9 protein-coding genes and 1 pseudogene are annotated in these 12,336 nt (G+C 58.1%); 7 read left to right on the forward strand and 3 right to left on the reverse strand.

The genetic code is table 11. The annotated features are described in order from the left end of the window. A pseudogene (locus Q0M74_RS09730) lies at window positions 1-186 on the forward strand (hypothetical protein); the annotation flags it as partial. Between the two features lie 133 nt (window positions 187-319). On the opposite strand, the gene Q0M74_RS09735 reads toward Q0M74_RS09730, so the two are convergent. Then, window positions 320-697, reverse strand: coding sequence for a DUF5319 domain-containing protein (locus Q0M74_RS09735; RefSeq protein WP_293953875.1), 378 nt, complete (start codon window positions 695-697; stop codon window positions 320-322). 236 nt (window positions 698-933) lie between these two features. Here Q0M74_RS09735 and guaB point away from each other — a divergent pair, with 236 nt between their 5' ends. The 4 genes from guaB to Q0M74_RS09755 all read left to right on the forward strand — a co-directional run bounded on the left by guaB (window position 934) and on the right by Q0M74_RS09755 (window position 6,618). Beyond that, a complete protein-coding gene (gene guaB, locus Q0M74_RS09740; protein WP_293953877.1) occupies window positions 934-2,454 on the forward strand; it encodes an IMP dehydrogenase in 1,521 nt (506 codons plus the stop codon). A 257-nt stretch (window positions 2,455-2,711) separates the two neighbouring features. Further along, the gene (locus Q0M74_RS09745) at window positions 2,712-3,884 is read left to right on the forward strand and encodes a GuaB3 family IMP dehydrogenase-related protein (RefSeq protein ID WP_293953879.1); all 1,173 of its coding nucleotides are present in this window, start codon (window positions 2,712-2,714) and stop codon (window positions 3,882-3,884) included. A 178-nt stretch (window positions 3,885-4,062) separates the two neighbouring features. Beyond that, window positions 4,063-5,877, forward strand: a complete 1,815-nt coding sequence (locus Q0M74_RS09750; RefSeq protein ID WP_293953882.1) for an NAD(P)/FAD-dependent oxidoreductase — start codon at window positions 4,063-4,065, stop codon at window positions 5,875-5,877. 132 nt (window positions 5,878-6,009) lie between these two features. Continuing rightward, window positions 6,010-6,618, forward strand: a complete 609-nt coding sequence (locus Q0M74_RS09755) for a YdcF family protein (RefSeq protein WP_293953884.1) — start codon at window positions 6,010-6,012, stop codon at window positions 6,616-6,618. A gap of 14 nt (window positions 6,619-6,632) precedes the next feature. Here Q0M74_RS09755 and Q0M74_RS09760 read toward each other — a convergent pair whose 3' ends face one another. Together Q0M74_RS09760 and Q0M74_RS09765 are read right to left on the reverse strand one after the other, a co-directional pair. Continuing rightward, complete coding sequence (locus Q0M74_RS09760; RefSeq protein WP_293953886.1) at window positions 6,633-9,116, reverse strand: ABC transporter permease; 2,484 nt, start codon at window positions 9,114-9,116, stop codon at window positions 6,633-6,635. After that, a complete protein-coding gene (locus tag Q0M74_RS09765) occupies window positions 9,113-9,838 on the reverse strand; it encodes an ABC transporter ATP-binding protein (protein WP_293953888.1) in 726 nt (241 codons plus the stop codon). The genes Q0M74_RS09760 and Q0M74_RS09765 overlap by 4 nt, the downstream gene beginning before the upstream one ends. Window positions 9,839-10,076: 238 nt before the next feature. Between Q0M74_RS09765 and guaA the strand changes: the two genes are divergently transcribed. Together guaA and Q0M74_RS09775 are read left to right on the forward strand one after the other, a co-directional pair. After that, on the forward strand, window positions 10,077-11,648 hold the full coding sequence (gene guaA, locus Q0M74_RS09770) for a glutamine-hydrolyzing GMP synthase (protein WP_293953890.1): 1,572 nt from the start codon (window positions 10,077-10,079) through the stop codon (window positions 11,646-11,648). A 130-nt stretch (window positions 11,649-11,778) separates the two neighbouring features. After that, on the forward strand, window positions 11,779-12,162 hold the full coding sequence (locus Q0M74_RS09775; RefSeq protein ID WP_293953892.1) for an imm68 putative immunity domain-containing protein: 384 nt from the start codon (window positions 11,779-11,781) through the stop codon (window positions 12,160-12,162). The last annotated feature ends 174 nt before the right edge of the window (window positions 12,163-12,336 follow it).

The following is a 12,336-nucleotide window of genomic DNA, read 5'->3' on the forward strand; positions in this document are numbered from 1 at the left end:
GTTGTGTCCACGGTTGTTCAGCCACCGGTATGGACTCCAGACCCAACCCAGGTCATTGAGCCACCAACCCCCACCACGGAACAGCTACCATCTGCTCCCGGCAACGGTGGAGAACCCGGTGAGAATAATGGCGGCGGAAATGCTGGTGGCGGCGAAGTTGCCCCACCGCAATTCCTCGGAAACTAGTAATTGAAGATCATCCCCCCGGCACTGCTTTAAATAACAGGGCAGTGCGGGAGGGATGACAAAAGAGGCTGTTGCCACACACATTCATCAATGTGCGCGGCAACAGCCTCTTTGGTTTCTTAGCAGCCGGATCCTAGCGGGATTCCAGGCCGTCAAGATAGCCCAGGCAGTAGTCCCAGGGCACATAGGCCTCAACATTGGGCTGCATGCTCGGCTCATGCACCGGGCTTAACTCACCGGCGAGGGTGGCACGCATATTGGAGGCCATGATGTCCCAGTCGTAATAATGGAACTCATCACAGTCCTCACACATGAAGAAAATGCCTTCAATCCCACGGGGGCGGAGCACACGCTTGAACTCCGTCACCAGCTTGAGATCTTGCTCCACATGCTTGTGCTCCTCCTCAGACAACGGCTCCATGGGCTCGTCATCATGATCAGTAAGGAAGGATGCCGGGTCATTGGGATCGTCGGCAAACGGGTCGCGGGGCATCATCGCATCAAAGTTCACACCCGTAACCCTATTGCCCACGAGGTGAAATGGGCAACCACAGGCGGCGGTGATGCATCATGGGACAGCAGGAAAGTGTGCACCGCGGGGAGCCTTAAACATGATGCAGCAAGCACGTGGGGGTGTTGCAGCGGCCATATACATTCATGGGTACCCCGGGCAGAGTTATCTGAAATGAGAATTTAGCACTAAGGTTTAGATAATTGTGGACACAAAATGAGGAGGAACTGTCGCATATGACCAACCAGAGCCGAGTTTCCACCGGAGGAGACGACCCTAACAAGGTTGCCCTCGTCGGATTGACCTTTGATGATGTGCTTCTGCTGCCAGATGCATCCGATATTGTTCCCTCAGATGTTGATACCTCTACCCAGGTAACCCGCAACATCCGACTGAGCACCCCGATTATCTCCGCAGCAATGGACACCGTCACCGAGGCGCGCATGGCCATCTCCATGGCCCGCCAGGGTGGCCTCGGCGTACTACACCGCAACCTCTCCATCGAGGAGCAGGCTGACAACGTTGAACTGGTCAAGCGTTCCGAATCCGGAATGGTCACCGATCCGGTCACCTGCACCCCGGACATGACCGTTGAAGAAGTGGACAGCATGTGTGCCCGCTTCCGCATCTCTGGCCTGCCGGTGGTCGATGACAACGGCAAGCTCCTGGGCATCTGCACCAACCGTGACATGCGCTTTGAGACTGATGGCTCCCGTCAGGTCGGCGAAGTCATGACCCCGATGCCACTGGTCGTGGCAGAGGAAGGCGTGTCCAAGGAAGCAGCCCTGGAGCTGCTGTCCACCCACAAGATTGAGAAGCTGCCGATCGTGGACAAGGACGGCAAGCTTGTCGGCCTGATCACGGTCAAGGACTTCGTCAAGACTGAACAGTTCCCGAACTCCTCCAAGGACGCATCGGGCCGTCTGCTGGTTGCTGCCGGCATCGGCACCGGCGAGGAGTCCTATCAGCGTGCAGGCGCACTGGCAGATGCCGGTGTGGACATCTTGGTGGTCGACTCCGCACACGCCCACAGCCGTGGCGTACTCGAGATGGTTGCGCGAGTGAAGAAGGACTTCCCCGGTGTGGACATCATCGGCGGAAACCTGGCCACCCGTGAGGCTGCCAAAGCCATGATCGAAGCCGGGGCTGACGCACTCAAGGTCGGTATCGGCCCAGGCTCCATCTGCACCACCCGTGTTGTCGCCGGTGTCGGTGCACCACAGATCACCGCCATCATGGAAGCAGCAGTTCCTGCCCATGCCGCAGGCATCCCGATTATCGCCGACGGTGGCATGCAGTTCTCCGGTGACATCGCCAAGGCACTGGCTGCCGGCGCCAACTCCGTGATGCTCGGTTCCATGCTGGCCGGCACCGCAGAAGCCCCCGGTGACACCATCACCATCCAGGGCAAGCAGTACAAGCGTTACCGCGGCATGGGCTCCATGGGTGCGATGCAGGGCCGTGGCCTCTCCGGTGAGAAGCGTTCCTACTCCAAGGACCGCTACTTCCAGGCAGATGTCCGCAGCGAGGAGAAGCTGGTTCCCGAAGGCATCGAAGGCCGCGTTCCATTCCGCGGATCCATCGAGAGCATCATCCACCAGCAGGTCGGTGGACTGCGTGCAGCCATGGGCTACACCGGTTCTGCCACCATTGAGCAGCTGCACAAGGCACGCTTTGTTCAGATCACCAGCGCTGGCCTGAAGGAATCACACCCTCACCACATCCAGCAGACCGTCGAAGCACCGAACTACCACTAGGACTCCGGCTACTTCCCCAGTCTGTTAGAATCTCCACCCCTGTTTCCCCTGCTAGCGTGCACACCACACGGCAGGGGAGTGCACAGGGGTGGAGGTTTCTTTTATCGTGGGTGGGAAGTGTTAAACCCCTTCCGGAAACCTGCCTGAAGCAGCGAAAAACCTGTTATCGGTGAAGTTCATGATGGTCGAGCGGTTTCGCGCAGGCACGTCGGGTAAACTCTGCTGCGTATACGAACATCAAGGGAGGCCCGTCACAGATGCGTGACCATGTAGAAATCGGCATCGGCCGTGAGGCACGACGCACATACAGCCTGGACGATATTTCCGTCGTCGCCAGCCGCCGTACCCGTTCTTCCAAGGACGTTGACACCAACTGGCATATCGATGCCTACAAGTTTGATCTGCCATTCATGAACCACCCCACTGACGCCCTGGCCAGCCCAGAATTTGTCATCGAGATGGGCAAGCAGGGTGGACTCGGCGTCATCAACGCTGAGGGCCTGTGGGGCCGCCACGCTGACCTGGATGAGGCCATCACCAAGGTGATTGAAGCCTATGAAGGGGCTGGCGGACGCGATGAAGCCGGCGGACTGGAGATCATCGGCGGTGGCGATCAGGCTGCCGCCACCCGTGTGCTGCAGGAACTGCATGCCGCGCCGCTGGACACTGAGCTGCTGGCACAGCGCATCTCCCAGGTGCGTGACTCCGGTGAGATCGTTGCTGTGCGTGTCTCCCCACAGAATGCCCGTGAGCTGGCACCCGTGGTGGCCAAGGCCGGTGCTGACCTGCTGGTCATCCAGGGCACCCTGATCTCTGCTGAGCATGTGAACACCGGTGGTGAACCACTGAACCTCAAGGAGTTCATCGGTTCCATCGAGATCCCGGTCATCGCCGGAGGTGTCTATGACTACACCACCGCGCTGCACATGATGCGTACCGGTGCCGTGGGCATCATCGTCGGTGGCGGCGAGAACACCAACGCGCTGGCACTGGGCATGGAAGTCCCCATGGCCACCGCCATCGCCGATGTCGCCGCTGCACGTCGTGACTACCTCGATGAGACCGGTGGACGCTATGTCCATATCCTCGCCGACGGTGAGATCTACAACTCCGGTGATGCTGTCAAGGCGATCGCCTGCGGTGCGGACGCCGTTGTTCTGGGCTCCCCACTGGCACGTTCCAAGGAAGCAGCAGGCAAGGGCTACTTCTGGCCTGCCGTTGCCGCCCACCCACGTTTCCCACGTGGCATCGTGGCTGACTCCGGTTACCTCGACGATGAGGTCCCGACCCTGGCGCAGATTCTCAACGGCCCCTCCACCCTGCCCTGGGGCGTGGAGAACTTCTCCGGCGGACTCAAGCGCGCACTGGCCAAGTGTGGCTTCACCGACCTGAAGAGCTTCCAGAAGGTGCCACTGCACTTCAACGCCTAAGTGACTACAAAGCCGCAAAGAGCTTGTCGACGCCCCTCCATTTTATTGGGGGCTCGGCAGGCTCTTTTCATGTTCAGTGAAAGTTTTCCACGCCCACCAAGATAATTTTATGTAATCTGAATCTCATTATTGAATCAATGAGATTTAATGCACCTTTTATTTTGGGGAGTTAAGACACATGAACCTAACCTCGTCTGATGCCTTGTCCGATCTGCATACTGCTGCCAGCAACTGGCTGAACCAGCTGGAAGCAACCACCACTGCCGGGGACCCGGATGATGTCACCGAACTTTTTGAACCGGAGGGCTTCTGGCGCGATCTCCTGTCATTCACCTGGAACCTCACCACCGCTGAAGGCAGTGAACAGATCCGACAGATGATCGCTGCCACCCACCCACGGTGCGTCATCTCCAACACGAAGCTCCAAGAAGTCATTGAAGAATCAGAGGGTGTCATCCGCATCCAGTTCACCTGTGACACCGCAGACTTCCATGCCCGGGGCATCGCGCGTCTACGTGATGGGAAGTGCTGGACCCTGCTGACCTCTGCACGAGAGTTCATAGAGCATCCGGAGCCCAAGGGACGCCGTCGTCCACTGGGCACGGAACATGGTGCTCACCCTGACCGGAAGAATTGGGCGGACCAGCGGGCAGACCGCCAGGCATCACTGGGCTGCACAGAACAGCCTTATACCCTCATTATTGGCGGTGGCCAGGGCGGTATTGCACTTGCAGCACGTCTCAAGCGACAGGGTGTGCCCACCATCGTGGTGGACAAGCATGACCGTCCCGGTGACCAGTGGCGTTCACGTTATTACTCACTGTGCCTGCATGATCCGGTCTGGTACGACCACCTGCCCTATATTCCCTTCCCCGATGACTGGCCTGTGTTCACCCCCAAGGACAAGATGGGGGACTGGCTGGAACACTATGTGGGCATCATGGACCTGGACTATTGGTCGCGTACCGAATGCACCTCCGCCCACTTCAATGAGGACTCAGGCACCTGGTCAGTGCATGTCAACCGTGATGGCGAGGATATTGAACTCAAGCCCACCCACCTGGTGATGGCTACCGGCATGTCCGGACTGCCCAATAAGCCACACATCACCGGTCAGGAGAACTTCGCGGGTGAGATCCGACATTCCTCCGAACATCCCGGTGGTGGTCAGGATGAGGCTAAGAACGTGATCATCCTGGGAGCGAATAACTCTGCTCATGACATCGCCGCGGACCTCTATGAAAATGGTGCGCACCCCGTGATGATCCAACGTTCCTCCACCCACATCGTGCGTTCCGAATCTCTCATGCGTGAGGTGTTTGCACCGCTGTATTCCGAGGAAGCCATCGAAGCAGGTATTGACACCGATACCGCTGATCTTCTCTTTGCCTCCTGGCCCTACGCCATCCTGGCAGATGCTCAGCGACCAGCCTTTGACAAGATCCGTGAAGATGATGCGGAGTTCTACTCCAAATTGGAAAAGGCCGGTTTCCTCCTGGACTTCGGCGATGATGATTCCGGTCTCTTCCTCAAATACCTGCGTCGTGGTTCCGGCTACTACATCGATGTCGGTGCCTCTGATCTGGTGGCAGATGGCAGGATTCCGGTGCGTTCCAAGGTGAGCATCGACCATGTCACCAAGGACACCGTGGTGCTCACTGATGGCACTGAACTACCCGCAGATGTCATCGTCCTGGCCACCGGCTACGGATCCATGAATGGATGGGCGGCGGAACTGATCAGCCAGGAAGTTGCAGACCAGGTGGGACGTGTGTGGGGCCTGGGATCAGAAACCACCAAGGACCCCGGCCCCTGGGAGAGCGAGCTACGCAACATGTGGAAACCCACCCAGGTGGACAACCTCTGGTTCCACGGAGGAAACCTCCACCAGTCACGCCACTACTCCCGCTATCTGGCCTTCCAGCTCAAGGCTCGTTATGAGGGACTGGACACCCCGGTGTACAAACTCGCACCGGTCCACCACACAGCTTAGGTGGGCGCGGAGAGGGTGAAAGGTGCCTTAAATTTCTGACTCTTAATTTTCCACATCCGCTGGTAGTCTCATGCTCGGCTTAGGCCCGACCATGGGGGCAACTGGGGTGATTGTGGAGGATTGGGAGACGTCATGCGGTTCAAACAGCGAAAACGCATCAATGATGGAAGCCGGATCGGTGCGGTTATCCGCGCAGCGGCGATCATGCTGGTGTCTTTGTGCCTGATTCTGGCGATGGCGTTTTCGACCTTCACCCTCTGGACTATCTACCCACCCAATGAACGACCAGACAACGCTGATGTGGTGGTGGTCATCGCGGGTGCCTCTGATGGCAGACATGAACTGGGCGCAAAGATCGCCGAAGACTACGGCATCGAGAACTTCGTGGTGTCCAACCCCTCCGGTGCCAAAGACAAGGTGGGGTACAGCCACTGCCAGGGGAAAGACCAACCTGAAGGCATCAACACCTGGTGCATGGACCCCTATCCCGTGATCACCTCAGGTGAAGCACAGACCTTTCATGAACTGGCGGAGAAACAGCACTGGGAATCCGCCATCATGGTCACCAGCAGACCACACACCAGGCGGGTGAACTACTTCTTCAACCAGTGCACGAATCTGTCTGAGGTCAAGGTGGCCAATGTCCGCTCCATCAATGAAAACATCATCATTTACCAGGTGTTCCATGAAGCAGCAGGCTTCATCAAATACTGGCTCACCAATCCCTGCTCAGATGTTTAACTCCACTGCCATCCTCAGATCTTCCGGCTCAGGACAACCAGGCCACAGAGTACGCCGCCCAGCGTCATCGCCGCGGTGATGAGCATGACCAGTCTCAGATCCAGACTGCTGACATCTGATATCGGCACCCCACGGTGGCCGGTGGCAACCTGGGCGATATAGGTGCCGAAGTGCCCACCAACAGCAGCACCGATGACCGCTGAAGGTAGCGCCAGGGAGATCATCTCAGTGACCATCACCAGGACCTGCCCAGGACGGGTCAGCCCGATGGCCCGCAGGAGTACACGATCACGTGCACGTTCCGCCACGGTGAGCGCGACAGTATTGATCAGTCCCACCGCCGCGATGATCAGGGCAACCAGGGAGAGCAGGGTGGACATGGTGCTGACACGTTCCACCAGATTCACAGTGTTGCTGCGTGTGGTGAACCCCTCAGAGATGGAATAACGCCCAGGATAGGAGGCGATTGTCTCCTGAACCGCAGCAACACCTGGACCCTCGGCGTCCTGATGGGCGGGGCCGTCGAGAAGCACCAACATGCTGCGCACCGGCTGCTCCGGTAGGTAATCAGAACTCACCCCCAGCTCAGTGGCTTTGACATCACGGGCCTGCTGAACAAGGCCTGGATGGACCATGGTGGCGTAATCATTACCGTGCAGGATCTTCACGTGCACAGGTTCATCGTTGATCTCAGCAGCTACCTCAGCACCTGGTTTCAGCAGGTCCTGCAGGCCTGAGCTCTGGCCTAAGACCACGGTGCCGGGAAGAGCTCCGGAATCCTTCCCACGCAGGACAGTCTCACCGGTGGCATCATCCAACACCATGGCGGTGACAGTTCCTGCATCCAGGAAGTCCACCGTGGTGGTACCCGGGGCAACAACACCACTGACACCCTCAAGATGTGCGATCTCATCGAGCAGAGCAGGGGGCACATCATCATCCAGTGATGTCACCCGGAGATCTGAGCCACCCATTCCCGTGGCAGTGGTCATCAGATGCTCCCGGATCTGAGTCTGGCCATGCAACACCGCAGAGGTGAGTGCCGCACCAGCGATGATGACAGCAACCAACGCTGCGGCACGGATCTTCTGCCGTCCGGCAAACGCCATACCCAGCTGCAGTGAGGGCACCGGAAGGGAACCCAGAAGACGTGAAAACGACTGGATCACTGAGGCCAGCAGCAAAGCCAGCACCAGGAGAACAACAAGAATCGCCGAGCCAGAAGCAGCAAGAGTAGCAAGAAGCACCCGGTCACCCGTCAGCTGTGGAAGCTGCCTGAACAACCACCAACTGCCAACACCCAGGCCAAGGGTCAACAACCACCACAGGATGACCGATGCGGGATGGCTGCGCATCACCGCCGAAGAGGTCAGTGCCGCAACAGTAGGCTGACGGACCACACTGACAGTGGCGGGAAGAGCAGCCAACACCGGCATCACCACACCTGCACCCAAGATCAACCACAGCAACTGGGAGGGCGCATCCACATTGTCAATGGGGAACCTCACTCCAAACCGTGGTGCCTCCTGAGCCAATAATCGGGCCATGAACAGACCCGCAGGAGTCCCCAGACCTGAGGCCACCAGCCCCAGAATCAACGACTCGACAACCACTGAACCGAGAATCTGTGGAGTGGAAGCACCCAGCGAACGAATCAACCCGAACTCCCTGGTCCGTTCACCAGCCAGAACAGAATAGGCGGAGAACACCACCAGGAAGGCCACCGCTGCAGCCACGAGAACAAAGGCAAACAACAGCAGGAAATAACGATCTCGGGAACCAAGATAGGAATCCGCCAGCTCATCCGCATACCCCTGGGCAGAGGATACTGATGTAGCGGCATCTGCCACCGATGCCGCCTGGGTGATGTCCGCTATGGACGCCTGATCACCCCGGACACGGAACTCACCCCGGTGACTACTCTGACCCCAATCCCGCATCGACTGCTGCGTGAGCATCAAGGTGTCGGTACCACTCATGACCTCCTGGGCAGCAGACTCAACATGGCCCACCACGGTGAACACCTGATCATCCCTATCGGAGGACACCCGCAGTGACACCTCCGAACCAACCTCAGGTGCCTCGTCAGAGTCAGTCACCACAATCTCGTGGGCAGCTTCAGGAAGACGCCCCTCAGTCACCTCACGCCACTGCAGCGGACCAGGTTCAATGGTCTGCACCACAGCATCTTCATAAATCCCACCAGGTAGACGTATGAACACAACAGAATTCTGTTGATAGGTCACCGCCTCCACACCGGGGACAGCAGCCACCTGTCCCCTGATCTGATCAACAACCAGCTCATCATCAGCGGTCACCGGAATGACAACATCAGCCTGTGCATAAGGCTTGGTGAACAACTCATTGACATTGTTCACCACCGACAAAGTCAGGGCAGTGGCCGCCACCGTCAGAGCGACAGAGGCAAACACCGCAAAAAACAACGAAGCATAACGCAGCCCCCGACGCCGCAACTGCTGAAGAGCCAGATGAATCATCGGAGCAGCTCCTCAGAATTCACGATATGCCCATCACGCATGGTGATCAGACGATCCCCGCGCCGGGCAGCATCCTGATCATGGGTGACAAACACCAAGGATTGGCCGAACACATCCACCACATGACGGAAGAGATCATTCACCGCATCACTGGTGGCAGAGTCCAGACTTCCCGTCGGTTCATCAGCGATCAACACCTCTGGACGGTTGATCATGGCACGGGCAATAGCAGCACGCTGCTGCTGCCCACCGGACAGCTCCTGGGGAAGATGCTTGAGCCGGTGACCGATACCGAGGATCTCGGTGACCTGATCGAACCACTCCTTATCCACACGTTGGTGGGCAAGACGCATCGGAAGGGTGATGTTGTCCTTCACGGAGAGAATGGGGACCAGGTTGAAATCCTGAAACACCACGCTGATGTGGGTGCGCCGCAGCTTGGCACGTTTGTTTTCCGACAGTGAACTCAACGTCAGTGGTTTCTTCGCGTTGAGCGTAACCACACCGGATGTCGGGGTGGACAGCCCTGACAGGCAGTGCAGCAGCGTGGTTTTACCCGAACCTGACTGTCCCATGATGGAGGTCCACTTCCCACGTGGGATGTCCAGACTGACATCATCCAAGGCTCGGACCTCGGTGGATCCCCTGCCATAAACCATGCTCACATGTTGTGCACTGATCACTGACGGTGAGCTGCCCCGTGGGGAACTGTGGTCTGACATGGAGGAGGAAACCCCTAAGAAATAGTTGAGAAATAAGAACGGCCACACTGTAGGGGAGCTTCTGCGAGCAGTGTGGGGGACAGGCCGTCATTATGCGTGGATTGACAGAAAGTTGGCAGAACACCTGCTGAGCGATACCCACCCTGTGTGCCTACCGCACGCAGTCAGCAGCAGCTGAGCTTTTGCCTGCAATAGGCAAAAATAGTATCTGGCAGTGCGTCTAGTAGAGTGATCTTCTGTGAGCCTTACACCTAATCATCGCCCAGTACTTGTCGTGGACTTCGGCGCACAGTACGCGCAGCTGATCGCACGTCGCGTGCGTGAGGCCGGAATCTACTCCGAAGTTGTCCCGCACACCGCCTCCGCCGAGGAGATCCGTGCCAAGGACCCGGCAGCCCTGGTGCTGTCCGGTGGACCTTCCTCTGTTTATGCAGAGAACGCACCAGCCCTCGACGCCGAAATCCTCGAGCTTGGCCTGCCGGTCTTCGGCATCTGCTACGGCTTCCAGGCCATGACCCATGCTCTGGGTGGCACTGTTGCCCACACCGGTAAGCGTGAGTACGGACGCACCGACCTCAACGTTGAGGGCGGCGTACTCCACAAAGGCCTCGAGCTTTCCCACAAGGTATGGATGAGCCACGGCGATGCCGTGTCCGCCGCACCTGAGGGCTTCACCGTCACCGCCTCCTCCGAAGGTGCACCAGTTGCAGCCTTTGAGAACAAGGAACGCAAGATGGCTGGCGTGCAGTACCACCCAGAGGTACTCCACTCGCCACACGGCCAGCAGGTCCTGACCCGCTTCCTCACCGAGATCGCCGGCCTGGAGCAAAACTGGACCGCAGCCAACATCGCGGAAGAACTCATCGAGAAGATCCGTGAGCAGGTCGGACCAGAAGGACGTGCCATCTGTGGCCTGTCCGGTGGTGTTGACTCCGCCGTGGCCGCAGCACTTGTGCAGCGTGCCATCGGCGATCGCCTGACCTGCGTATTCGTCGATCATGGTCTGCTGCGCGCCGGCGAGCGTGAGCAGGTTGAAACTGACTTCGTGGCAGCCACCGGCGCCAAGCTCATCACCGTCGATGAGCGCGCAGCATTCCTGAACAAGCTGGCCGGTATCACCGAGCCAGAGACCAAGCGTAAGGCCATTGGCGCGGAGTTCATCCGTTCCTTCGAGCGTGCCGTGGCAGAAGTTCTCAACGAAGCCCCAGAGGGCTCCACCGTGGACTTCCTGGTCCAGGGCACCCTCTACCCGGACGTTGTTGAGTCCGGAGGAGGATCAGGCACCGCCAACATCAAGAGCCACCACAATGTGGGCGGCCTTCCTGATGATGTCGAGTTCGAACTGGTGGAGCCACTACGCCTGCTGTTCAAGGACGAGGTTCGTGCCGTTGGCCGCGAACTCGGCCTGCCTGAGGAAATCGTTGGCCGTCAGCCATTCCCAGGACCAGGTCTTGGTATCCGCATCATCGGTGAAGTCACCGAACACCGCCTGGAGATCCTCCGACATGCTGATCTGATCGCTCGCACCGAGCTGACCGCCGCTGGCCTGGACGGCATTATCTGGCAGTGCCCGGTTGTTCTGCTCGCAGACGTGCGCTCCGTTGGTGTCCAGGGCGATGGCCGTACCTACGGCCACCCCATCGTGCTGCGTCCGGTGTCCTCTGAAGATGCCATGACCGCCGACTGGACCCGCCTGCCTTATGAGGTGCTTGAGCGCATCTCCACCCGCATCACCAACGAGGTTGCCGATGTCAACCGCGTGGTTCTGGACGTAACCTCCAAGCCACCAGGAACCATCGAGTGGGAGTAAACCCTGAAGGTTTCTCTTATTGAGGAATCCATGAAGGCGGTGTGCAGCTATTCTTGCTGCCCACCGCCTTCGGTGTTTTTCCAGGCGTAGTGTGGGTCCAAAGAAAACGATCTGTGAAGGAGACCCCACCATGAGCAACCCCGATGCCGTATTCAGCACATCAGACGAAGCCACAGCCCTGAACACCTACCTGCAGGAACACTCCGGTGGCACCATCGATGTGGGCGAACTCTTTGGCGAACTGGGCCTGGATAAACTCTCCGGCAACTACACCGACGCACAGGTCGATGGCTACGGGGATGCCTTCATGCTGGTGGCAGCACTGGCCACCGTGATCGCGGAGAAAAAGGAAACAAACCTCCACGTGGACTCCAAGGAGAAAACCCAGATCAGTACAGCTCTGAAGTACTTCGCACTATCGCCGGAAGAACATGTTGTGGCGCAGCGCTTTGCTGAAGATGACCTCTATGAGGTTGCTGACCAGGCTGAAGAGCTGCGCGGCCAGCTGGATTAACTGAGCACAGAAACTGTTCATTTTGCAGTTTTTAGATCAAATCGGCAGCGCTGTGCAGATAAGCCACCATCCCTCTGCGACTCTTTATGACTATGTTGATTCCCAAGGGGATGATTTTCTTTATTCGATATATAAGTGATGACAAATTAGAAAAAGTCAGGTCAACCTAGCTTC

It is taken from the genome of uncultured Corynebacterium sp. (assembly GCF_945649885.1).
Taxonomy (GTDB): Bacteria; Actinomycetota; Actinomycetes; order Mycobacteriales; family Mycobacteriaceae; genus Corynebacterium.

Coding starts and splice junctions, on each gene's coding strand:
- Q0M74_RS09765 (WP_293953888.1), bottom strand. CDS start 9,838: ATGTCAGACCACAGTTCCCCACGGGGCAGCTCACCGTCAGTGATCAGT.
- Q0M74_RS09750 (WP_293953882.1), top strand. CDS start 4,063: ATGAACCTAACCTCGTCTGATGCCTTGTCCGATCTGCATACTGCTGCC.
- Q0M74_RS09775 (WP_293953892.1), top strand. CDS start 11,779: ATGAGCAACCCCGATGCCGTATTCAGCACATCAGACGAAGCCACAGCC.
- Q0M74_RS09745 (WP_293953879.1), top strand. CDS start 2,712: ATGCGTGACCATGTAGAAATCGGCATCGGCCGTGAGGCACGACGCACA.
- guaB (WP_293953877.1), top strand. CDS start 934: ATGACCAACCAGAGCCGAGTTTCCACCGGAGGAGACGACCCTAACAAG.
- Q0M74_RS09755 (WP_293953884.1), top strand. CDS start 6,010: ATGCGGTTCAAACAGCGAAAACGCATCAATGATGGAAGCCGGATCGGT.
- Q0M74_RS09760 (WP_293953886.1), bottom strand. CDS start 9,116: ATGATTCATCTGGCTCTTCAGCAGTTGCGGCGTCGGGGGCTGCGTTAT.